Annotated in this window: 23 protein-coding genes; 21 read left to right on the plus strand and 2 right to left on the minus strand. The window is 70.9% G+C overall.

Annotated features, from left to right (window positions below; all coding sequences use genetic code 11):
* Positions 1–520: 520 nt before the first annotated feature.
* Together EMA17_RS33315 and EMA17_RS33320 are read right to left on the minus strand one after the other, a co-directional pair.
* A complete protein-coding gene (locus tag EMA17_RS33315; RefSeq protein ID WP_126640909.1) occupies positions 521–988 on the minus strand; it encodes a hypothetical protein in 468 nt (155 codons plus the stop codon).
* A gap of 89 nt (positions 989–1,077) precedes the next feature.
* Positions 1,078–1,266 carry a hypothetical protein gene (locus tag EMA17_RS33320; RefSeq protein ID WP_126640910.1) on the minus strand — a complete coding sequence of 63 codons (189 nt, stop codon included), beginning with the start codon at positions 1,264–1,266 and terminating at the stop codon, positions 1,078–1,080.
* Between the two features lie 764 nt (positions 1,267–2,030).
* Between EMA17_RS33320 and EMA17_RS33325 the strand changes: the two genes are divergently transcribed.
* From EMA17_RS33325 to EMA17_RS33420, 21 genes are all read left to right on the plus strand, one after another.
* Positions 2,031–2,561 (plus strand): VOC family protein, encoded by a 531-nt coding sequence (locus EMA17_RS33325; protein ID WP_126640911.1) that lies wholly within the window; start codon positions 2,031–2,033, stop codon positions 2,559–2,561.
* 102 nt (positions 2,562–2,663) lie between these two features.
* Entirely contained in the window at positions 2,664–3,803 is a 1,140-nt protein-coding gene (locus tag EMA17_RS33330) for a PucR family transcriptional regulator (RefSeq protein ID WP_126640912.1), read from the plus strand.
* Between the two features lie 136 nt (positions 3,804–3,939).
* Positions 3,940–5,211, plus strand: coding sequence for a cytochrome P450 (locus EMA17_RS33335; RefSeq protein WP_218043147.1), 1,272 nt, complete (start codon positions 3,940–3,942; stop codon positions 5,209–5,211).
* Between the two features lie 3 nt (positions 5,212–5,214).
* Positions 5,215–6,057, plus strand: coding sequence for a polysaccharide deacetylase family protein (locus EMA17_RS33340; protein WP_126640913.1), 843 nt, complete (start codon positions 5,215–5,217; stop codon positions 6,055–6,057).
* 57 nt (positions 6,058–6,114) lie between these two features.
* A complete protein-coding gene (locus EMA17_RS33345) occupies positions 6,115–7,089 on the plus strand; it encodes a fumarylacetoacetate hydrolase family protein (protein WP_160161646.1) in 975 nt (324 codons plus the stop codon).
* Positions 7,086–7,400 (plus strand): 2Fe-2S iron-sulfur cluster-binding protein, encoded by a 315-nt coding sequence (locus EMA17_RS33350; protein WP_126640915.1) that lies wholly within the window; start codon positions 7,086–7,088, stop codon positions 7,398–7,400. Before EMA17_RS33345 ends, EMA17_RS33350 begins: the two co-directional genes overlap by 4 nt.
* Positions 7,397–8,701 (plus strand): NAD(P)/FAD-dependent oxidoreductase, encoded by a 1,305-nt coding sequence (locus EMA17_RS33355; protein ID WP_160161647.1) that lies wholly within the window; start codon positions 7,397–7,399, stop codon positions 8,699–8,701. Before EMA17_RS33350 ends, EMA17_RS33355 begins: the two co-directional genes overlap by 4 nt.
* Positions 8,702–8,842: 141 nt before the next feature.
* Positions 8,843–9,958: a pyruvate dehydrogenase (acetyl-transferring) E1 component subunit alpha gene (gene pdhA / locus EMA17_RS33360; protein ID WP_371863079.1), complete on the plus strand. Its 1,116-nt coding sequence runs from the start codon at positions 8,843–8,845 to the stop codon at positions 9,956–9,958.
* Between the two features lies 1 nt (position 9,959).
* Complete coding sequence (locus EMA17_RS33365; protein ID WP_126640917.1) at positions 9,960–10,976, plus strand: alpha-ketoacid dehydrogenase subunit beta; 1,017 nt, start codon at positions 9,960–9,962, stop codon at positions 10,974–10,976.
* On the plus strand, positions 10,973–12,307 hold the full coding sequence (locus EMA17_RS33370; protein WP_126640918.1) for a dihydrolipoamide acetyltransferase family protein: 1,335 nt from the start codon (positions 10,973–10,975) through the stop codon (positions 12,305–12,307). Before EMA17_RS33365 ends, EMA17_RS33370 begins: the two co-directional genes overlap by 4 nt.
* 96 nt (positions 12,308–12,403) lie before the next feature.
* On the plus strand, positions 12,404–14,113 hold the full coding sequence (gene paaN, locus EMA17_RS33375) for a phenylacetic acid degradation protein PaaN (RefSeq protein ID WP_126640919.1): 1,710 nt from the start codon (positions 12,404–12,406) through the stop codon (positions 14,111–14,113).
* Complete coding sequence (locus EMA17_RS33380) at positions 14,106–15,326, plus strand: thiolase family protein (RefSeq protein WP_126640920.1); 1,221 nt, start codon at positions 14,106–14,108, stop codon at positions 15,324–15,326. The genes paaN and EMA17_RS33380 overlap by 8 nt, the downstream gene beginning before the upstream one ends.
* The gene (locus EMA17_RS33385; protein WP_126640921.1) at positions 15,323–16,072 is read left to right on the plus strand and encodes an enoyl-CoA hydratase/isomerase family protein; all 750 of its coding nucleotides are present in this window, start codon (positions 15,323–15,325) and stop codon (positions 16,070–16,072) included. The genes EMA17_RS33380 and EMA17_RS33385 overlap by 4 nt, the downstream gene beginning before the upstream one ends.
* Positions 16,069–16,923, plus strand: a complete 855-nt coding sequence (locus EMA17_RS33390; RefSeq protein ID WP_126640922.1) for a 3-hydroxyacyl-CoA dehydrogenase family protein — start codon at positions 16,069–16,071, stop codon at positions 16,921–16,923. Before EMA17_RS33385 ends, EMA17_RS33390 begins: the two co-directional genes overlap by 4 nt.
* Positions 16,914–17,741 (plus strand): enoyl-CoA hydratase/isomerase family protein, encoded by an 828-nt coding sequence (locus tag EMA17_RS33395; protein ID WP_126640923.1) that lies wholly within the window; start codon positions 16,914–16,916, stop codon positions 17,739–17,741. Before EMA17_RS33390 ends, EMA17_RS33395 begins: the two co-directional genes overlap by 10 nt.
* A gap of 71 nt (positions 17,742–17,812) precedes the next feature.
* Positions 17,813–18,799, plus strand: a complete 987-nt coding sequence (paaA, locus tag EMA17_RS33400) for a 1,2-phenylacetyl-CoA epoxidase subunit PaaA (RefSeq protein WP_126640924.1) — start codon at positions 17,813–17,815, stop codon at positions 18,797–18,799.
* Entirely contained in the window at positions 18,796–19,101 is a 306-nt protein-coding gene (gene paaB / locus EMA17_RS33405; RefSeq protein WP_126640925.1) for a 1,2-phenylacetyl-CoA epoxidase subunit PaaB, read from the plus strand. Before paaA ends, paaB begins: the two co-directional genes overlap by 4 nt.
* A gap of 16 nt (positions 19,102–19,117) precedes the next feature.
* Positions 19,118–19,972: a 1,2-phenylacetyl-CoA epoxidase subunit PaaC gene (gene paaC / locus EMA17_RS52675; protein ID WP_170222302.1), complete on the plus strand. Its 855-nt coding sequence runs from the start codon at positions 19,118–19,120 to the stop codon at positions 19,970–19,972.
* The gene (gene paaD / locus EMA17_RS52680; RefSeq protein WP_371863080.1) at positions 19,969–20,484 is read left to right on the plus strand and encodes a 1,2-phenylacetyl-CoA epoxidase subunit PaaD; all 516 of its coding nucleotides are present in this window, start codon (positions 19,969–19,971) and stop codon (positions 20,482–20,484) included. Before paaC ends, paaD begins: the two co-directional genes overlap by 4 nt.
* Positions 20,484–21,590 carry a 1,2-phenylacetyl-CoA epoxidase subunit PaaE gene (gene paaE, locus EMA17_RS33415; RefSeq protein WP_126640926.1) on the plus strand — a complete coding sequence of 369 codons (1,107 nt, stop codon included), beginning with the start codon at positions 20,484–20,486 and terminating at the stop codon, positions 21,588–21,590. Before paaD ends, paaE begins: the two co-directional genes overlap by 1 nt.
* A 162-nt stretch (positions 21,591–21,752) precedes the next feature.
* Entirely contained in the window at positions 21,753–23,012 is a 1,260-nt protein-coding gene (locus EMA17_RS33420) for an AMP-binding protein (protein ID WP_126641072.1), read from the plus strand.
* Positions 23,013–23,341 lie beyond the last annotated feature (329 nt).

Genomic DNA, 23,341 nt, shown 5'->3' on the forward strand with positions numbered 1-23,341 from the left:
GTGCACCGACGCGGCCAGTGCTCACGACACCCGGATTCCGGCGTTTCCGCAGGGCCCAGTGCTCACGATCAAGCGGAACCTACAGGGATTCCAGGATCCGCGTTTCCGTTGACAAAGGAGGATGGAAATTGACAGTGGGTCGGCAAAACCTCGTCCGCGTCAACAATCGATCTCCCCACCTGCGTCAACGTCTCGGGGGACTGCGGCATCCTGCGGCGAGGCGGTGGGAGTGCGCGCTCCGGACCGACGGGGCGAGTGCGTGTTGAACGCGGATTCCGGTGTTTCCGCAGGAACCAGTGCGTTGAGGACCGCAGGGGGCTATGACGGCCTTGGCCGTCTACGACACCGCCCGGGATCAGACCCTGGCGATGCGTCGTTGCCGGTGGGGAAGCGGTATGAGGTCCGACTCGGATAGTGCAAGCGGTCTGCGGAGTTCCCGGCTCTCCGCTTCGAGTGGATCGACAGCGCGAACGAGGCCGGGAGGCTCGCGGGGCGGTTCATGCGCGGTCGGTCCGGCCGGTCAGTCACCAGTCCCCGGGATCGCCTGGGTGTTTACCCACACGTGCCGCAGATGGTTGCCGAGCGTATCGACGATGGCTTCACGTCCGCGGAGGCAGGGAAGCGTGAAGTCCACGTCGCCGTAGCCGTTCTCGACTCCGTCCTCGCTGTTGAAGACGACACTCGCGACACCGGAGGGGAGCAGCCCGAGGAACCACGTGCTCAACACCTCGGCAGCGGCGTGCACATCGCAGATGCGAATGCTCAACGACGACGGGTCGGGCGTGCATGAGCCCTCGAACTGCCAGGAGGCGATGGAGAACCCGAGATTCACCAGAGGCTCACCGTAGAGGCCCTCCCCGAGCCTCCAGTGGGCGCCGGACCGCGTTTCGAGGGCGACGACGACCCTGTCGAGGGCCAGGCCCCAGGGCTGATTCCGTGCCGGGGCGAGGAACCAGGCAGTGGCGTACCGCACGGGATCGGGCGTCACGGTCTCGTCCGCTCGGTGTCGGCCGCGATCTCCGGGGCTCGGAGGGACGATGAGCGTCCTTTCCTCCGGGCACCGTGCCCGGCGGATACTCACCGTCGTCGTGTCGGGGTCGCGGGCGGAAAGGTTACGAATCCGGGGGAGGGGCCGTCGTAGTAGTAGATCCTCGGTTGGTAGACGGAGTCGTCGGGGTCGGGTGCGGGATGATCGTCGCCGGAGCATCCCGCGAGGAAGACCACGGCGACCATCGCCGTCACGGCGAGCGTGCGGGGAATCGTCACCCTGCGAGGCTACCGGCGGGCAACACACGCCACCGCAACGCACCTTGTGCGCCGTCGCCTCCGCGCATCACGTCCACACAGCAGGGACCGGTTTCATGCAAGGCGGGATCAAGCGGGCGCCGGCGGTGCCCGCCGGCCGGAAATCGTCCCTGCCTGTCGGTTGTGCGCCCTACAGTGCGAGGTTCCGCCACCGCACCCCGCCGCCGCACCGCCCACCCGACTCGACGCCGTCCACACCGTCGCCTGCACGCGAGTCCACACCGGCGAGATCTACGCCGTGTTCACCCTCGACTCCCAGGCGCCCACCGTCGATGCCGAGTCCCTGAACGTCGTGGCCACCACCCGATGCGTCGCCCTGGCACGCGAGTTCATTCCCTCCTCCGGCGTCGCCCCGCAGCCCGGCGACGTGCGTTACCTCCTCCCCGATCACAGCAGTGGACCCGGGTGGGCACACGATCGCCTGTTACGCGCGGGACAGCGGACTGCGTTTGACACCTCGGTCCGAGAAGTGAGCACTCTCCACCTTGTGTATCCGCCGGTCGGTCGGTGCGTTCGCCCCTTGCGCCAAACCGAGTCGAGAAGGTGGCTCTGGCCGCCTGGCGGTGGAGCCGCGACGCATCCATACGGCGGCGTCTTCGTTGGGTGAACCACCATCGCGGCCCGGGTTATTTCGGGGATTCGCCGATGACGAGAGCCTGTTTCGGAGCCTACGGTCCCTGCACGAGCCGCAACCGCGGCCCGCACTACCGCCCGGGGAGCCGGCCATGTCCACCAGCGAATCCAGTCACCTTGCCTCGTCGATCCTCGGTGAGGTCTTCCACGTCGCCTACGCGGTCGAAGACCTGGCCGGCGCCGCCGACGCACTGATCGCACTCGGCGGTGGAACCGTCACCGAGCCGGTTGCCATGGAGGCGCTGGTGGTGGCGCCCGCACTGTCCGCGGACCCTGTTCGGGTCGCCGGACGCCTGTGTTGGGTGCTGGGCTCCCAGCCGCCGATCGAGCTTTGGGAGGGCGACTCCGAGTCCCCTTGGGCCTGTCCGGCCGGCGGTATGCGGTTCCACCACATCGCCTACTACGTCGACGATCTGGACGAGGCCGCTCGCCGCCTGGAGGGGCAGGGGTTCGCTCTCGATCTGACGCCGTATCACGACGGCGAGGGCATTCTCGGCTTCGCCTACTTCCGCAGCGCGGGGGGCTTGCGCGTCGAGATCCAGCACATCGACGACAAGCCGGCCATGGATGCCTGGCTTCGGGGCGAGCCGCTGCGGGTGGGTTGGCTCGCCGAGCTTCGGTAGGCGGAGGGGTGGACGCGATGGACACTGCGGACGTCCCGACGCACGTATCCGTCGCCTTCTCCTGCCGCGGCGGCACCGATGTGCCGCAATAAGCTGTGGATCATGACGTCGGACCCCACCGCGATGAGCAGGTTGTGTGACGCGGTCGCCCTGCGGCTCGAACACGAGGATCCCGATCTGACGGCCCGGATCCGTGTCGAGTTGCCCTCGTACGAGCACCTGCCGGAACTCGAACACCGGCGCACGGTACACGACCTCACCCGTCGCATGCTGGCCAGCATCGCGTCCGGACAGGGGCCGATAGCCGAACATCTCCAGTTCACGCGGCGCTCCGCGCTGCGGCGGACGCAGTTGGGCGTGTCCGCCTACGACGTGCTGGGTTCGTTCCACATCGTGCGTCGCGAGGTCTGGGCGGCACTGCGGTCCGCACCCGAGGCGACCGACGAACTGCTGCTCCGGTTGGTCGAACCGCTCGGCCGGTGGACCGAGGCGATGAGTACGGCGGTCGTCGACGCGTTCGTCGCGGACGCGCCGGGTACGGCCGTGCAGCATGCCGAACTGCGGCAGCGTTTCCTGAGCGAACTGGGCGATCGGTCCCTCGGGGAGCAGGTCATCGAGAGCGCGCGTGCGCTGGCGTTCGACGTGGAGGGGCGGTTCCAGGCGTTCTGCGCGGCCCGTGCGGCGTGGCCCCGGCCGGAGGTGGAGAACCTCCAGCGCGCGACCCGGCGACTGTCCGGTGTCGTGCATTGCGGAGTGCGTGGCGACGTCATGATCGCCATCGCGCAGGACTGCGACCCGGTGCTCGTGGTGCGCACCGTACACGGGATCGCCGGAGACCGGTCCGCCGTCGGGATCGGGTTGCCCCGTCGGGGCCTGGAGGGCGCGCATCTGAGCATCGTCGACGCCGAGCGCGCGTTGCGGACGGCGCGATTGTGGAACGAGCCGTCGGTGCGTTTCTCGGATTCCTGGCTCGAGGCGACGTTGCTCGACAGTCGATCCCGGCTGATGCCGATCCTCGCCGACATCCAGCAGGCTCAGCGGGACCACCCCGACCTCGCCGCCGCCGTCCTGGCGTTCGCCGACTGCGGATTCTCCCTCGCCGACGCCGCCAGGCGACTCAATGTGCACCCGAACACGATGGGCTACCGACTGACGCGCTGGCAGGAACTCACCGGCGCCGATCCTCGGACGTTCGCCGGGCTGGTTCGGTCGGTGATCGGCTGCCGGTCGGCGCCGCGGTAGGCCGCGGTACATGGTCGGCCGGGTCGGGGAACATCGAGGGCGTCGGGGGACGGAGCGGCTTGTGTAAAGCACAGGAAGCCGATGCTCAAGCTCATGTTTTCCCCAAAGACATGTTGGTTCGCGCGAACGTACCGTCGTGGCAGCAAGCAGAGATGTCACCATCCGCGACGGCAACGACTCGACGAGGAGCCCCATGTCCGCCCTGGAGTATCTGAGCCTTGGTGATCCCACGATTCGCGCGGATCGTTTCGCCACCTACCGGCGACTGCGGGACGACAACCCCATTGCCCGGGTCGAGCCCGACGGCGCGAGAGTCGTTCTGACCCGCTACGCCGACGTCGAGCGCATCTTCAAGGATCCATTGATGCGGGTGCAGCCGAAGGCCGGCGAGTATCCGGCCGACATCGGTTCCGGCCCCGGCGCCACCTTCCACAAACTGTCGCTGCCGGACATGGACCCGCCGACGCACACGCGGCTGCGCAAACTCGTCTCGCCCGCGTTCGCGCCGCGGGCGCTGGCCCACATGCGTTCGTGGGTCGAGCGGATCATCACCGACAACGTCGAAGCCCTTGCCGACGTCGACGGCGAAGTCGACTTCGTCGAGCATTTCGGTATGCGCGTGCCTGCGGAGATCGCCTGTCGTCTGCTGCACGCGCCCGCCGCCGACGCGGCGACGGTACTGCGGCGGATGCCCGCGCTCAACCCCGTCCTGACCCACACGCCCCTCACCCCGAGGCAGCTTGCCGCGGCCGACGAGGCCGCGCAGTTCTACTTCGACTACATCGGCGAGATCGTCGACTCGAAGCGTGGAAAGCTCGGTCCCGAGGATCCGGTCGGTGCCCTGATGCTGGCCGAGGAGGAGGGCGGACGGCTCAGCCGGGACGAACTGATCGTGACGCTCGTCGGATTCTTCATCGCCAGTTACCACACCACGATGGTGGCGATGACCAACGCCGTCCACGCGCTGCTGTCCCATCCCGACCAGATGCGTCTGCTCGCGGACGACCCGGACCTGGCGCCGGCGGCATGGGAAGAAGTGCTGCGCTGGCAGTCGCCGGTGCACTTCATCTCCCGCTACGCCGGCTACGACTTCGAGCTCCACGGCGCGACCATCACCGAGGGCACCCAGCTCATGCTCGGGCTCGCGGCGGCCAATCGCGACGAACGCCGCTTCACCGACCCGGACACCTTCGACATTCGACGCGCCAACAATCGGCACTTGGCGTTCACCGCGGGCGGGCACTACTGCATCGGCGCGCCACTGTCCCGCCTCGAGGGCGACATCCTCCTGCGACTCCTGCCGCAGCGCCTGCCCGCGATGACGCTCACCGATTCCAACCCCCCGTGGAACGACGAACTCGTGTTCCCCTCGATGACCGCGCTGAAGGTCGCGCCGAAGGGGATGTAGGCGATGACCGAAGGAAGGTGGCCCGGCGAGCGCCGAGCCGCGGCTTGCGTCACGTTCGACCACCTCGGCGAGGCCGCCGAGCTGGGGATGCAATCCTGGCCCGCCGACGTCCCGGTCGGCTGTCACCACAGTGTGTCCGTCGAACTCCCGAACGTCTTGGCGATGCTGCGCGATCGGCCGGTGCGGTCGACGTTCTACGTCGAGGCGTGGAACATCGACGTCTACCCGGACGCCGTGCGGTCCATCGCGGACGCCGGACACGACGTGGGGTGGCACGGTTGGTTGCACGAACCGTGGTCCCGAACGGGCGAAGTCGCCCTGCGCGCGGCCCTGGACCGCAGCTTCGACCGGTACGACCGACTGGGAATCCGGCCGATCGCGGCGCGCCCTCCCGGCGGCCTCCTCGGCGACCACTCACCGGCGCTGCTGCGCGAGTACGGGTTCGAACTCGCCTCGTTGGCCGGCGACGTCCACGGTGTCCAGGACGGGTTGGCCCTGCTGCCGTACCCGTGGGTGGGCGTCGACGGCGCCTACTACATCCCCGGCTTCACCCGGCTGCGCAAGGTGGAGCCGGGTGACCACCCGGTCGGGCCGGACGTCCTGCTGCGCGCACATGAGCAGACGCTCGAGGAGGCCGTCGAGGCCGGCGGCTTCGCGTCGTACGTGTTCCACGTGTGTTGGCAGGACACCCCGGACAAGGTCGCCGCCATCGGCGCCCTGATGGATCGACTCGACGCCGACGACCGCGTGTGGCACGCCCGGTCGACCGAGATCGCACGGTGGATGCGGGCGCACCCCGAACACTTCGCGGAGGCCGTGCACGTCGACGCGCCTCCCGCGTGGTGACGCCGCCATCCCCCCGTCAGACATTCCCCCTTTGGAGACGACATGCCTGGAGACGACATGCGTATCGTCAGCTTCGGCGGACCCGGCGGCGAACAGCCGGGCGTGCTGGTCGACGATCACACGATCCTGCCCCTGGCACCGGTTCTCGCGCCGTTCGGGCTCCCCTGCACGGACACCGCGCAGATACTCGCGCTGTGGCCGACGATCCGCCCCATCGTGGAAGCAACACTGCACGATACGCGTCACCACATCGCCCGCGCGGGCGTGCGTCTGGGGCCGCCGGTTCCGCGCCCCGGCAAGGTGCTCGCCGTCGGGTTCAACTACCCCTTGCACTCCAACGCCGTACTCGGGGACGTCACCCCGCCCACCGAGCCCGTCCTGTTCGTCAAGCTGCCCGGCAGCGTGTGCGGACCGTACGACCCGCTGATCAAGCCGCCCGAGACGAAGGCACTCGACTACGAGCTCGAACTGGCCGTGGTGATCGGCCGGGCCGGGCGGCGGATCGCTCCCGCCGACGCCCTTGACCACGTCGCCGGTTACATGATCGCCAACGACGTCACCGCGCGGGACGTGGCGCTGGGCGCCGGAATCGGCTCGCCCCTGCAGATGCAACTCGTCCGCGGCAAGGGATTCCCGTCTTTCTGCGCCACCGGACCCTGGTTGCTCATGCGCGACGAGCGCGACGAGCGCGGTGAGCGCGGCGAACGCCTCGACGCGGAGCCGCGACGCCTGAAGCTTTCCGTCAACGGCCAGGCCCGCCAGGACGGTTGGAGCAGTGACATGCTCTTCGACATACCGACCCTCATCGCGTCGATCAGCAGCACCACAGACCTGCTCCCCGGCGACGTGATCCTCACCGGCACCCCGAGCGGCTGCGGATTCGAACTCGACCCGCCGGCCTACCTCGTCGACGGCGACGAGATCCGCGGCACCATCACCGGACTCGGCGAACAACACCAGTGGGTCATGGACGAAGTCACCACCCACTACGAAATTCCCGTCACCCCCACCACCGTTCGGACAGCGTCATGACGAAGATCGACTACATCCAATCGGACGGTACCCGCATCACCGTCGACGCGGCCCCCGGCGACACCGTCATGTCGGCCGCCATCGCCGCCGACGTGGACGGGATCGTCGGCGAATGCGGCGGCAACATGATGTGCGCGACCTGTCACGTCTACGTCGACGAGGCGCCGGCCGCGCGGCTCCCGGCCATGACCGACGACGAGGATCAGATGCTCGCCTGCACCGAGGCGCCGCGCACCGCCCTCAGCCGACTGGGATGCCAACTCCCCACCGACGAGCCGATGGTCGTCACCGTACCGGGGATCCCGACATGAAACCCGACACCACCGTCGTGATCGTCGGCGCGGGCCAGGGCGGCTTCCAGGTCGCGGCATCGCTGCGCGAACGCGGACACGCCGGCCCCGTCGTCCTCGTCGGTGACGAACCGGGCCTGCCCTACCAACGGCCGCCCCTGTCCAAGAACTTCCTGCTGCACGCCGAGACGCAGACCGAGTTGCGCCCCCGCTCGTTCTACGAGCGCCGCGACATCGAACTGCGCCACGCGCGCGTCGGCTCCATCGACCGGTTCGGCCGGCGGGTGCGACTGGCCGACGGACACACCCTGGCGTACGACCATCTCGTCCTGGCCACGGGAGCCCGCAACCGCACCCCGCCCATCGAGGGCGTCACCCTGGACGGGGTCGTCCAGGTCCGCACCCGAGACGACGCGGAACGCCTGCGCGCCCGCCTGTCGGCCGCCTCGCACCTGGCGATCATCGGTGCCGGGTTCATCGGCATGGAAGTGGCGGCCGTCGGGGCGAGGACGGGAATCACGACCACCGTCATCGAGGCGCTGCACCGCCCGATGGCCCGGTCGGTGTCCGTGGCGACCTCGACACACATCGCCGACCTGCACCGCGCGCAGGGCACGACGCTGCGCATGGGACGCACCGTCGTACGCCTGGACGGCGACGACACCGGAGCCGTCACCGGCGTCCGCCTCCACGACGGCACGCTCGTGCCGGCGGACCTCGTGGTCGTCGGGGTCGGCGTGGCACCCGCCGTGGAGCTGGCGACCGACGCCGGCATCGACGTCGGGGACGGCATCCGGGTCGACGCCCACCTGGCCACCAGCGATCCGCACGTGTCCGCCATCGGCGACTGCGCCGAATTCCCCAACACCCACACCGGAACCCGAACCCGACTCGAGTCGATCCAGAACGCCGTCGACCAGGCCCGCTGCCTCGCCGCCCGCTTGACGGGTACACCCGCCCCCTACACGGCCGTTCCCTGGTTCTGGACCGAACAGTTCTCCACGAAACTGCAGATCGCCGGCATCGGGCAGGGCCACGACGACAGCACCGTCCTCGGTGACCCGGCGACCGGATCGTTCTCCACCCTGTTGTTCAAGGACGAACTCCTCACCGCCGTCGAGTCGGTCAACGCACCGGCGGACCACACCGCGGCTCGCCGCATCCTCGCCTTCGACCGGCCGTTGCGCCGCGAGGAGACGGCCGTCGACGGATTCTCGCTCGCCCAATGGGCCGGCGGCCGACAGCGCCGCGGCCAGGACCGCACTGTGGCGCCGCAGGACGCGGTCGACGCCCGGCTCGGCCACACCGCCGACGTCCACTGAGCGAGTCGGGCGGGGGAGCCGCCACGGCACACCCACAACACCACGCACGCGCGCCGTGAATCGGCCCGACGCGCGGGGAGCCTTCACGTTCCTCGCCGGGCCCGTTCACGGATCACACGTCCAATGAATGCGAGCCTCCCGATGTCCACGATTTCCGCGAAGGCCCTGCGCCGATCGATGCAGAACTTCCTTCCCTCGCTCGCGCCGGTGCGCTTCGTGGCCGAGGACGGCACACCGGAGAAGCCACCGCCCGGCTATCGCGCGCCGGACGACGCGCTGCTGCGCGAGGCCTACCGACGGATGGTGCTCGGGCGGCGGTTCGACACCCAGGCGTCGGCGTTGACCAAGCAGGGCCGGCTCGCCGTGTACCCCTCCAGTCGCGGCCAGGAGGCGTGTCAGATCGCCGCGGCGCTGGTGTTGCGTGAGGACGACTGGTTGTTCCCGACCTACCGCGACTCGGTGGCGCTGGTCGCGCGTGGTGTCGATCCCGTCGAGGTGTTGACGCTGCTGCGCGGGGACTGGCACTGCGGTTACGACCCGATGGCCATCCGGGTGGCGCCGCAGTGCACGCCGCTGGCCACCCAGGTGGTGCACGCCGTGGGCATGGCCGAGGCGATGCGGCGCAAGGGCGAGGAGGGCGTGGCGATGGCGTTGATCGGCGACGGCGGGACCAGCGAGGGCGACTTCCACGAGGCGCTCAATTTCGCCGCGGTGTTCGCGTCGCCGGTGGTGTTCTTCGTGCAGAACAACAAGTACGCCATCTCGGTGCCGCTGGCCCGGCAGAGCGCCGCGCCCACGCTGGCGTACAAGGGCGTCGGATACGGCGTGCGGTCGGAGCAGGTGGACGGAAACGACCCGGTGGCGGTGTTGTCGGTGTTGACCGTCGCGGTCGAGCACGCGCGCGCCGGGCGGGGCCCGTTCCTGGTGGAGGCACACACCTACCGGATGGACGCGCACACCAACGCCGACGACGCGACGCGCTACCGCGACGCGGCCGAGGTGGAGCGGTGGCGGGCGGCCGATCCGCTGGACCGGTTGGAGACGTACCTGCGGGCGCGTGCCGTGCTGACCGACGACGACATCGAGGCCGACCGGTCGGATGCCGAGAGCCTCGCCGCGGACCTGCGCGCGCGGATGAACATCGCCCACGAGGGCGACCCGCTGGAGTTGTTCGACCACGTCTTCGCCGAACCCACCCCTCAGCTGCGCGAGCAACGTGCCCTGCTCGCGGCCGAGTTCACTGCCCAGGAGGACTGACATGGCGACCGTGACGATGGCGCAGGCGCTGAACACCGCGCTGCGCGACGCCTTGACCGCGGACGAGCGCGTCCTGGTGTTCGGCGAGGACGTCGGCCCCCTGGGCGGCGTCTTCCGGATCACCGACGGCCTGACCCGGGACTTCGGCGAGCAACGCTGCTTCGACACCCCGCTCGCGGAGGCCGGCATCGTCGGCCTAGCCGTCGGGATGGCCATGGGCGGCTTCCGGCCCGTGGTGGAGATGCAGTTCGACGCCTTCGCCTATCCGGCGTTCGAACAGATCGCCTCGCACGTCGCGAAGTCGCGCAACCGGACCCGGGGGCGGGTGTCGCTGCCGATGGTGATCCGCATTCCGTACGCGGGCGGCATCGGCGGTGTCGAGCACCACTGCGACTCCAGCGAGGCGTACTACGCGCACACGCCCGGCCTGAAGGTGGTCACCCCGGCGACGGTCGAGGACGCCTACTGGCTGTTGCGCGACGCGATCGACGACCCCGACCCCGTGGTCTTCCTGGAACCCAAGAAGTTGTACTGGTCGAAGCAGGACACCGACTTCGCCACGCGCCACGCGCCGCCGTTCGGTCGCGCGATCGTGCGCCGCGAGGGAAGCGACGCGACGCTCGTGACCTACGGCCCCTCCGTACCGGTGGCGCTCGAAGCCGCCGAGGTCGCGGCGCGCGACGGACGCGGCCTGGAGGTCGTCGACCTGCGCACCCTGGTGCCGTTCGACGACGAGACCGTGGCCGCGTCCGTACGACGTACGGGTCGCTGCGTCGTGATCCAGGAGGCCCAGGGATTCGCCGGTGTGGGCGCCGAGATCGCCGCCCGGGTGCAGGAGCGCTGCTTCCACTCGCTGGCCGCGCCGGTGTTGCGCGTCGCCGGATTCGACATCCCCTACCCGCCGCCGAAGTTGGAGCACGCGCACCTGCCCGGCGTGGACCGCGTCCTCGACGCGGTGGACCGGTTGCAGTTCGACGACGTGCCCGACGTCCGGCACCTGATCGTGGGGGCGGCATGAGCACCGGCACGCTCGAAGCGCAGGTCTTCCTCCTACCCGATCTGGGCGAGGGACTGACCGAGGCCGAAATCGTCGAGTGGAAGGTCGCGGTCGGCGACACGGTGGGGGTCGACCACATCGTGGTGGAGGTCGAGACCGCCAAGGCCGCCGTCGAGGTCCCGGTGCCGTATGCGGGCACGGTGCTGCGCCTGCACGCCGACGCCGGCACGGCGCTCGCGGTGGGACAACCGCTCATCTCGGTCGGCACGGCGCCGACCGATGGCCGGGCGGAACCCCTCACCGCCGCCGAGCGATACCGCGAGGAGGAGCAGGCCGGGTCCGGGAACGTCCTGATCGGCTACGGCACCGGCCACGCGCCGCCTTCCCGGAGGCGTCGCCAGCCCGCACCGGAATCGGCTCCCGCGCGGGACGAGGCCGCGGAAGGTGTGGGCAGCGTGCCGACACCCGAGCGGAGTCGGCCGGAAGTGCCGCTGGTGATATCTCCGTTGGTGCGCAGGCTGGCCCGCGACCACGATGTCGACGTCGCCCGGCTGGCACCGAACGGAACCGGCGGCGTGGTCCGCCGCCAGGACGTGGAACAGGCCATCGTCCGGGACAGGACGCCGGCGGCCACCCGCGCCGACGCGGTCGCCGGCGCCGCGGTGGAGCGGATCCCCCTGCGTGGCCTGCGTCGCGCGGTCGCGAGCAAACTCACGCGCAGCCGCACCGAGATCCCCGACGCCACGACCTGGGTGGACGTGGACGCGACGGCGCTGGTGCACGCCAAGGACGTGCTCCGAGTCGCGCACCCGGATCGCCGCATCGGCCTGCTGCCGCTGCTTGCCCGCATCTGTGTGGCGGGACTGCGGCGATACCCCGAACTGAACTCCACCGTCGATACCGAGCGGGAGGAGATCGTCCGCTTCCCGCACGTGCACCTGGGCTTCGCCGCCCAGACCGAACGCGGCCTGGTGGTGCCCGTGTTGCGCGAGGCGCACACCCTGACGACGACGGGGATCGCCGCCGAACTGGGGCGCCTGACCGACCTGGCCCGCACCGGCGACCTCCCTCCGCAGGCGCTGACCGGCGGGACGTTCACCCTCAACAACTACGGCGTATTCGGCGTGGACGGCTCCACCCCGATCATCAACCATCCCGAGGCAGCCCTCCTGGGCGTGGGCCGGATCGTCGACAAACCCTGGGTCGTCGACGGCGAACTCGCCGTACGCAAGGTCACCCAACTCTCGCTCAGCTTCGACCACCGCGTCTGCGACGGCGGCGTGGCCGGCGGCTTCCTGCGCTACGTGGCCGACTGCGTCGAGCGACCCGCGACGCTGCTCGCCGACATGTGAGCGAACCCGAGGTCGCTTGGCCTCGCTGCACCCGGCGCGTGTGCGACGGCGCCGTTCCCGCGCCGCAATCCCGACATCCCCACGAGGTGAGAACACATGGTGCACGACACCCCCACCACGCCCGACTTCTTCGCCCGACACCGTGAACTGCTCGACCGGGCCGTGACCGGCACCGCCAACCGCGAGTACTGGTCGCCCTTTCCGGAATCACCCAGCACCTCGGTGTACGGCGAGGACGCCCCCAAGCGGGGCGAGGCCGCGTTCCGGGAACAACTCGGCAGGCCCTTCGTCCTCGACGGCCACCCCGGCAGCGGCACCGTCGACCCCGGCGAAGTCTCCCCGTACGGGCTCGCGTTGCACATCTCCTATCCCCGGCTCACGCCGGACGAGGCGATCGAGGCCGCGACGGCGGGCATCGGCGCGTGGCGGGCCGCCGGCCCCGACACCCGTGCCGGGGTGGCCGCCGAGATCCTGGCCCGGATCAACGCCGCGAGCTTCGAGATCGCGCACGCGGTGCGGCACACCACGGGTCAGGCGTTCGTGATGGCCTTCCAGGCGGGCGGGCCGCACGCCCAGGACCGCGGCCTGGAGGCGGTGGCCTACGCGTGGGCCGAGCAGAAGCGCCACCCCGCGGCCGCGCACTGGAACAAGCCGCAGCGCAGGGGCGAACCGCTCGCCCTGGACAAGAAGTTCACCCCGGTCGGTCGGGGCCTGGCGCTGCTGATCGCGTGCAACACCTTCCCGACCTGGAACGGCTACCCGGGCCTGTTCGCGAGCCTGGTCACCGGCAACCCGGTGATCGTCAAGCCGCATCCCGGCGCCGTGTTGCCGCTCGCGATCTCCGTACGCGTCGCCCGCGAGGTCCTGACCGAGGCGGGCCACGACCCGAACCTGGTGATCCTGATGGCGGAAGGCCCCAAGGACCGCGTCGCGAGTCTGCTCGCGGTACGCCCGGAGGTGCGGATCGTCGACTTCACCGGCTCGACCGAATTCGGCGACTGGCTGGAGGCCAACGCCCGCCACGCCGTGGTCTACACCGAGAAGGCCGGCCTGAACACGGTCGTGCTCGACTCCACCGACGACTACCGGGGCCTGCTGCGCAACCTGGCGTTCTCGCTGTCCCTCTACAGCGGGCAGATGTGCACCACCCCGCAGAACCTGCTGATCCCGCGCGAGGGCTTCGACACCGACCAGGGCGTGCGCTCCGCGGCCGAGTTCGCCGACGACCTGGGTACCGCGCTGGACAAGCTACTCGGCGACCCCGCCCGCGCGGCCGGGACGCTGGGCGCGATCGTCAACGAGGGCGTGCAGGCCCGGTTGGCCGAGGCGGCGAAGGTCGGCCGCACCGTGCGCGCGTCGGCGCCGGTCGAGGACCCCGACCACCCCGACGCGGTGCTGCGCACACCGCTGGTCGCGCTCGTGGACGCCGCCGATCACGAGACGTACACCCGCGAATGGTTCGGCCCCGTGTCCTTCGTGATCGGAACCGACTCCACGGCACACAGCCTGAGTATCTTCCGCACGATCGTGCGCGAGCACGGCGCGCTGACCGCCGCCGTCCACTCCACGTCCGACGACATGTTGGCCGAGGCCGAACTGGCCGCGCTGGAAGCGGGCGTGCACCTGTCGGAGAACCTCACCGGCGGCGTCTTCGTCAACCAGTCGGCCGCGTTCAGCGACTTCCACGGCAGCGCCGCGAACCCGGCGGCGAGTGCCACACTGTCCGATCCCGCCTTCGTCACCGGCCGCTTCGCCACGCTCCAGTCGCGACGCCCCGCCCGGAGCCCGGAGGTCGGCGATGCCTGAGGTCTACCTGATCGACGGGGCCCGCACCCCGCAGGGCCGCTACGGCGGCGCCCTGGCCGGTGTCCGGCCCGACGACCTGGCCGCCCTCGTGGTCGCCGAGGCGGTGCGCCGAGCCGGGATCCCCGGCGCGGCGATCGACGAGGTGATCCTCGGCGCGGCCAACCAGGCCGGCGAGGACAACCGCGACGTGGCGCGCATGGCCGTGCTGCTCGCCGGACTTCCGCACACCGTGCCCGGATACACGGTCAACCGGTTGTGCGCGTCCGGCCTGACGGCCGTTGCCTCCGCCGCCCAGGCCATCCGGGCCGGCGAGGCCGACCTGGTCGTGGCCGGCGGCGTGGAATCGATGACGCGCGCACCCTGGGTCATGGCCAAGCCCGGTACCCCCTGGGCCAAGCCGGGGGAGGTGCACGACACCGCGCTCGGCTGGCGCTTCACCAATCCGAGGTTCGCCGAGGCCGACCGTGCCGTCCCGGCGGGCGCCGGACCCGAAACCGTCAAGACCACGCTGTCGATGGGCGAGACCGCCGAGGAGGTCGCCGCCCTCGACGGCATCACCCGCGCCGAGTCCGACGCCTTCGCGCTGCGCAGCCATCGACGCGCGGTGGCGGCCCGGGACGCCGGACACTTCGACCGGGAGATCGTGCCGGTGCAGGTCAAGGACGGCCTGTTCACCCGTGACGAGGGCCCGCGCCCGGAAACGAGCCCGGACAAACTCGGCGCGCTGCGTGCCCTCTTCCGTCCCGACGGCATCGTCACCGCCGGATCCGCCTCCCCCCTGTCGGACGGGGCCGCCGCCCTGGTGGTGGCGAGCGAGGCGGCCGTGGCCCGCTACGCCCTGACGCCCCGGGCCCGCGTGGTGAACTCCGCCTCGGCCGGGGTGCAGCCGCACCTGATGGGCCTGGGCCCGGTGCCCGCCACCGAGAAGGCCCTCGACCGGGCGGGTTGGCGGGTCGGCAACCTGGACGCGGTCGAACTCAACGAGGCCTTCGCAGCCCAGGCGTTGGCGGTGACGCGTCGACTCGGGCTCGACGAGGACCGGGTCAACGCCGACGGCGGTGCCATCGCGCTGGGCCACCCGCTCGGCTGCTCCGGCGCCCGTATCCTGCTCACCCTCCTGGGCCGGCTGGAGCGCGAAGACGCCCGCCGGGGGCTGGCCACGCTGTGCGTGGGCGTCGGGCAGGGCGTCGCGATGCTCGTGGAGCGGCCGTGAACAGGGATTGGGAAACGCTCCTGGTCGAGGAGCGCACCGATCGGGTCGTGGTCACCCTGCACCGACCCGAGGCTCGCAACGCGATCAACGCCCGGATGATCGACGAACTGCACGACGTCTGCGCCCTATTGGAGCGCGACCCGAGGCTGCTGCTGCTCATCGGCCACGGCGGGGTCTTCGCCGGCGGCGCCGACATCGGCGAACTGCTGCACCGAGGCCGCGACGAGGCGCTGCGGGGCATCAACAGCCGCTTGTTCGAGCGGATTCACCGCCTGCCGATGCCCACCGTGGCCGCGGTCGACGGCTGGGCCCTTGGTGGGGGAGCCGAGTTGGCATACGCGTGCGATATCCGGATCGCCGGCCCCGACGCGCGCTTCGGCAACCCCGAACCGGCCCTGGGCATCCTCGCCGCGGCCGGCGCCTGCTGGCGGTTGCGGGAACTGGTCGGCGAATCCCTCGCCAAGCAGGTCCTGTTGGCGGGGCGCGTCCTCGACGCCCAGGCGGCCCTCGCCGCCGGCCTGGTCATCGACGTCGTACCGGCCCCGACCCTCCCGACCGCCGCCCACGAACTCCTCGACCGGATGGCGCGCTCCTCGGCCGTCGCGCTGCGCCTGACCAAACTCGTCGCCGACGCGCCCGGGGTTCATCCGCTGGCCGACGACCTCGCCCAGGCCGCGTTGTTCGAGGGCCCGGACAAGCAGGAACGCATGACCCGGTTCCTGGCGAAGAAGGAGAGCATGACATGAGCACCGCACCCGCCGTGGTCGGCGTGATCGGCGGCGGCCGCATGGGCGCGGGCATCGCCCAGTCCTTCGCCGCCGTCGGATCCGCCGTCACCGTCGTCGAAAACGACGACCGGGCGGCCGAAGCCGCACGCGCGCGGATCGCGGACGGCCTCGCCCGCGCCGCCGAACGCGGTGGCCTCCACGAGCCGTCCGCACGGGTCCTCGACCGGATCACCACCACGGACTCCGTCGCCGGACTGCCCGCCGACGCCGACCTCGTCGTCGAAGCCGTCTCCGAGGACGCCGCCCTCAAGGCCCGACTGCTCGCCGCGGCCGAACGGGCCGTCGGCGAACGCGCCGTCCTGGCCAGCAACACCAGTTCCCTGTCCATCGCCGAACTGGGCGCCGCGCTGGCTCACCCGGGCCGGTTCCTCGGCATGCACTTCTTCAACCCCGTCCCCGCCTCCGCCCTGATCGAACTCGTCGCCGCGCCCACCACCGACGAGCGGACCCTGCGCGCCGCGTCCGCTTGGACCCACGCCCTGGGGAAGCAGGACGTGGTCGTCAAGGACTCCCCGGGTTTCGCCAGCAGCCGCCTGGGCGTGGCACTGGGTCTGGAGGCGATCCGCATGGTCGAGGAAGGGGTCGCCGATCCCGAGGCCATCGACGACGCCATGCGGCTCGGCTACAAGCACCCGATGGGGCCGCTGCGCCTGACCGACCTCGTCGGCCTCGACGTGCGCCTGGCCATCGCCGACCACCTGCACGCCACCCTCGGCGAGCGCTTCGCCGCGCCCCGGCTGCTGCGCGAGAAGGTCGCGCGCGGCGAACTGGGCCGAAAGAGCGGAAAGGGCTTCCACACATGGGAATAGCCGACGACCACGGCGTCGACGCCGCACCGGTGCATGGCGTCGACCTGTCGCTGACGGACGGCGTCGCGGTCATCCTCCTGTGTGGCTCCACACCGGGAAACGCTCTCGACGCGGCCCTCAGGGAAGAACTCCTCGCCGCCGTGCGCCGGGTGCGCGACCACGGGAGCGACGTTCGCGCGGTCCTGCTCGCGGCGCGAGGTCCGTCCTTCTGTGTCGGACAGGATCTCAAGGAGCACGCACGGGATTTGGAGGCCGATCCCGAATCGGCGTTCGCGAAGATCCGGGCCGAGTACAACCCGATCGTCGAAGCCCTGCACGCGCTGTCCCAGCCGGTGGTCGCCGCCGTCGAGGGCGCCTGCGTGGGGGCCGGACTGGCCCTGGCGTTGAGCGCCGACGTCCGGGTCGTGGCCGAGGGCGCCCGCTTCGCCACCGCCTTCGCCGGCATCGGGCTCGCCGCCGACAGCGGGTTGAGCGCGACGCTGACCCGGGCGGTGGGCCCCTCGCGCACGGCGGGGCTGTTCCTGCTCGGTGACCGCTTCGACGCGCGGGACGCGCTGCGCTGGGGCCTGGCCCACCGGGTCACGCCCGACGGAACCGCCGCCGACGAAGGCCTCACGCTCGCCCGCCGGCTCGCGGCGGGACCCACCGCCGCCTACCGCGAGATCAAGGCCCTGCTGCGACAGCCGGACGACGCACCCCTGCCCACCGTCCTCGACCGCGAGGCCGCCGCCCAGGAGCGACTGGGCCCCACCGATGACCACCGGGGTGCAGTACGGGCGTTCCTGGCCCGGGAAACGCCCACATTCCACGGCTCGTGAGACGGCGGCCGGTGCCACCACGGGGCGCTCCGAGCCATCGGGCGCCCCATCAGGAAGGAGCTTCGAGACACATGACTGGATTCGAGACCACGTCGCTCGAAGAGAGCGACTTCGAACTACGCCTGCACGAGCAGTTCGACGACACGATCGCGCGAGACCAACGCATCGAGCCTCGCGACTGGATGCCGGACGGCTACCGCCGGACGCTGATCCGCCAGATCGCCCAGCACGCCCACTCCGAGATCATCGGCATGCAGCCGGAGGGGGAGTGGATCACCCGCGCGCCCTCGCTGCGCCGCAAGGCGATCCTGTTCGCCAAGGTGCAGGACGAGGCAGGCCACGGCCTCTACCTCTACTCGGCGGCCGAGACGCTGGGCGCCGACCGCGCCGACCTGACACAGCGGCTGATCGACGGCCGCCAGAAGTACTCGTCGATCTTCAACTACCCCACCCCCACCTTCGCCGACGTCGGCGTGATCGCCTGGCTCGTCGACGGCGCCGCCATCTGCAACCAGGTTCCGCTGTGCCGGAGTTCGTTCGGCCCCTACGCGCGCGCGATGGTCCGCGTGTGCAAGGAGGAGTCCTTCCACCAGCGGCAGGGCTACGAACTCCTGTCGACGATGATGCGCGGCACCGACCACCAGCGGGCGACGGTGCAGGACGCGGTCGACCGCTGGTGGTGGCCGTCCCTGATGATGTTCGGCCCGCCCGACGGCGACTCGCCCAACTCCGAGCAGTCGATGGCCTGGAGGATCAAGCGGCACACCAACGACGAACTGCGCCAACGCTTCGTGGACATGACCGTGCCCCAGGCGGCCGCACTCGGCGTCACCCTGCCCGACCCCGAACTGCGCTGGAACGAGGAACGCGGCCGACACGACTTCGGCACCCCGGACTGGTCCGAACTGCACCGCGTGATCACCGGCGACGGCCCCTGCAACACCGAACGCGTCGCGCGTCGCCGCGCGGCCCACGAGGACGGCGCCTGGGTCCGCGAAGCGGCAAGCGCCCACGCCGCCACGCAGGCCGCCCGCGCCCGGGAAGGAGCGGCGGCATGACCGACGCGACACCGCGGACGAGCGCCCAATGGCCGCTGTACGAGGTGTTCGTGCGCGGCAAGCGCGGGCTCAACCACGTCCACGTGGGATCCCTGCACGCCGCCGACGAGCGCATGGCCCTGACCCACGCCCGCGACCTGTACACCCGACGCAACGAGGGCGTGAGCATCTGGGTCGTGCGCTCGGACCTGATCACCGCGTCGACACCCGACGAGCGCGACCCGTTCTTCGCGCCCAGCGGCGACAAGGTCTACCGACACCCCACGTTTTACGACATCCCCGCCGACGTTCCGCACATCTGACAGCCAGGAGCAGGTCATGCACGACGACCATGTCCACCCCTCCCCGAGCGGGGAACATGTCGAGGCCGACGGCCAATGGGCGTTCGGCACGGGCTTCGAGGACCCCCTGTACGGCGCCGACACCACCGTGCCGGACGGGATCGACGGCGCGGAACTCGCTTCCTGCTGCGTGCTCCTGGCCGACGACGCCCTGATCGCCGCTCAACGCCTGGCCCAATGGTGCACAAACGCCCCGGAGTTGGAGGAGGAGCTCGCCCTCGCCAACATCGGTCTGGACCTGCTCGGCCAGGCCCGGCACCTCTACGCCCGCGCCGGCCGGGCCGACGGTACCGGCCGAGGCGAGGACGCGTACGCGTACTTCCGCGACCCGGCGGAGTTCCGCAACGTGCGGCTCGTCGAACTGCCCAACGGAGACTACGCGTTCTCCGTCGTGCGACTCCTCGTCTTCGCCACGTGGCGTCTGGAGCTGTTCACCCGATTGACCGACACGCCCGACCCCGTCCTCGCCGCCATCGCGAGCAAGTCGATCAAGGAACTCGACTACCACCGGTCGTACGCGGCGCAGTGGGTCGTGCGCCTGGGCGACGGCACCGCGGAGTCGCGGCTGCGGGCACAACGCGCACTGGACGAAGTGGCTCCCCACCTCGGGGAACTCTTCACCCCGCACGAGCACCTGCGCGTCGACGTCGCCTCGGTACGTGCGGAGACGACGGCGATCGTGAGCCGAGTCCTGGACACCGCCGGTCTGGTGCTTCCGATCACAGAGTCGGCGACCGGCGGGGGCCGCGACGGACTCCACACCGAGCATCTGCCGGCGCTGTTGGCCGAGTTGCAGAGCGTGGCCCGAGCCGATCCGCAGGCGACCTGGTGAGTACGACCCCCGTCGGCGCCCGGCGCGCACGGCGCGTCGCCGAGCAGTCGACCGACCCGGAACTGCCGATGCTCACCCTCGCCGACCTGGGCGTGCTGCGCGACGTCGACATCGACGACGACGGCACGGTGACCGCGACCCTCACGCCCACCTACTCGGGCTGCCCGGCCATGGCCGAGATGCGCGCCGACGTGACCCGCCGGCTGCACGAGGCCGGGTTTCCCGAGGTACGGATCCGCACCCGCCTGGACCCGCCGTGGACCACCGACTGGATCACCCCGCGGGGACGACGCCTGCTCGCCGAACACGGCATCGCCCCGCCCGGGCCCGTGTCCCGGCAGACCGCCGGACCCGTACCGCTGCTGCTGTCCACCGCCCCACCCGCAGCGCGGTGTCCGCAGTGCGGGTCGGTCGACACCGAGGAGACCTCCCGCTTCTCCGGCACCGCCTGCAAGGCGCTGTGGCGCTGTCGCACGTGCCGCGAACCCTTCGAGTACTTCAAGGAGATCTGATGGCCCCGACCACCGCACCGGCCGCCGGGCCGGTTCGCGCGCGCCGCCGCCCGGCGTTCCATCCCCTACGGGTCGCCGCCGTCGAACCGTTGTGCGCGGACGCCGCGGCCGTCTCCTTCGAGATCCCCGAGCACCTTGCGGCCGAATTCGTCTTCGCGCCGGGGCAGTCGCTGACGCTGCGCCGGGTGGTCGACGGCCACGACGAACGCCGCTCCTACTCGATCTGCGCCCCGGTCGGCGCCCGTCCCCGCATCGGCGTGCGCGTGGTGCCGGGCGGCCTGTTCTCCTCCTGGCTGGTCAACGAGCTGCGCCCCGGTGACACCGTCGAGGCGATGGGGCCCACGGGGAACTTCACGCCGGACCCGACCGAGCCCGGCCGGCACGTCCTGATCGCCGCCGGCTCGGGCATCACCCCGATGGTGTCGATCGCCGGGTCCGTCCTCGCCGGCAACCCGGCGTCGCAGGTGACCCTGTTCTACGGCAACCGTCGCAGCGGCAGCGTCATGTTCGCCGACGAGCTCGCCGACCTGAAGAACCTCCATCCCGAGCGGCTGCACCTGGTCCACGTGCTCTCCCGCGAGCCCCGCGAGGCCCGCCTGCTGTCCGGGCGCCTCGACGCCGAACGGCTTCGGGCCCTGCTCACGTCCCTGGTTGCCGTGCACGACGCCGACCATTGGTGGCTCTGCGGGCCCCACGGCATGGTCGAGGACGCCCGACGGGTGCTCGCCGACTTCGACGTCCCGGGTGATCGAGTCCATCGGGAGCTGTTCCACGCCGAGGACGAGGCACCACAAACCGTCGACCACCGCGACTCCGCCCCGACCGGCCCGGTCAGTCGAGCGACCCTCACGCTCGACGGGCGCACCACGCCCATCGCCCTGCCGCGTGATCGGTCCATCCTGGACGGCGCCCAACTCGTGCGCTCCGACCTGCCGTTCGCCTGCAAGGGCGGCGTCTGCGGCACCTGCCGGGCGCGCGTGAGCGACGGCGAGGTCGACATGCGCCGCAACTTCGCTCTGGAGCAGGCCGAGGTCGACGCCGGCTACGTGTTGACCTGCCAGAGCTACCCCGTCTCCGACGTACTCACCGTCGACTTCGACGGCTGAGGACGAGCCCACCCGCCGTTGCGGCATCGCGGTCGTCGCCGAATCCCGCTCAGGCCCGGTGTGCCCGACCACCGCACGTCACCTCGCCCAGGAGGACCACCCGTGACCACGCAGCCCACCGCCACCCCCGCCGCCCCCGAACTCCACGACGATGCCGAGCGGATGACCCGCGACGAGATCGAGGCGCTGCAACTGATCCGACTGCGCGCGACATTGCGCCACGCATACGCGCATGTCCCGTTCTACCGGCGCCGGTTCGACGAGGCCGGCGTCGTTCCGGACGACTGCCGCACCCTGGCCGACCTGGCCCGGTTCCCGTTCACCACGAAGGCCGACCTGCGGGAGAACTACCCGTACGGGATGTTCGCCGTGCCGGAGGCGGACATCCGCCGCATCCACGTCTCCAGCGGCACCACCGGCCTGCCCACGGTCGTCGGATACACCGAACCCGACCTGCGCACCTGGGCGAGCCTGGTCGCCCGCTGTATCCGCGGGGCCGGAGGCAGACCGGGGAACAAGGTCCATGTGGCCTTCGGCTACGGCCTGTTCACCGGAGGCATAGGCGCGCACTACGGCGCGGAACACCTCGGCTGTACCGTGGTCCCCGCTTCCGGCGGCATGACCGCCCGCCAGGTCCGACTGATCCAGGACCTGCGCCCGGAGATCATCATGGTGACCCCGTCCTACATGCTCACCCTGCTCGACGAATTCGACCGCCAGGGCATCGACGCGGCCGCCTCCTCGCTGCGGGTGGGCATCTTCGGCGCGGAGCCGTGGGGCGAGGGCATGCGTCACGAGATCGAGCAACGCGCCGGAATCGACGCGGTCGACATCTACGGACTGTCCGAACTCATGGGCCCCGGCGTCGCCGGCGAAAGCGTCACGACCAAGGACGGCCTGCACATCTGGGAGGACCACTTCCGCCCCGAGATCGTCGACCCGCTCGGCGACCGAACCCTGCCCGACGGCACCACCGGCGAACTCGTCCTGACCTCGCTGACCAAGGAGGCCGTGCCGATCATCCGCTACCGCACGCGCGACCTGACTCGACTGCTCCCCGGGACCGCCTGGCCGGGCATGCGCCGGATGGACCGCGTGAGCGGACGCAGCGACGACATGATCATCCTGCGCGGCGTCAACGTCTTCCCCACCCAGATCGAGGAACTGGTCCTGCGAACACCGGGCCTGTCCCCGCATTTCCAACTCGTCCTGGCCCGCCGGGAGCGCATGGATCACCTGATCGTGCGCGTCGAGGCCCGCCCCGATCTGCCCACGAGTGCCCGCTCCGGAGCCTCCGCCGCCCTGACCCGGGCCGTCAAGGACGGAGTCGGCGTCAGCGTGGAGGTCGCGGTGCTCGACCCCGACACCCTGGAGCGCTCCGTCGGCAAACTCCGCCGCCTGGTCGACACCCGCGACCACTGACCCGACGGACGAGCGGTGGTGGTGGCAGGCCGGCCCGAACGAGACGCGTCGAACTCGGGATCGCCGGTCGTTGGGCCCGGCCGTCGCATTCGACGTCGTCCGGCCCGGGCCGCGTCGCCGTGCCCGGTCGGGCGGCGTGGGTCGGTTGCGGGCGCACCGCACGGTCGTTGTGGCGACCGAGGAGCGGACGAGCAGGCCGAACGTCCGGTGTGCAGTGCTTTGTGGGTCGCCGATGCTCGTGATTGTGCCCGCGAGCTCGGAACCGAAGGCAGTCGCGGCCGGCGGGACGGTGGTGACCGACGAGCCGACGAGGCCCTGTCCTTCGTCCG

The organism is Embleya hyalina, assembly GCF_003967355.1.
GTDB classification, from domain to species: domain Bacteria; phylum Actinomycetota; class Actinomycetes; order Streptomycetales; family Streptomycetaceae; genus Embleya; species Embleya hyalina.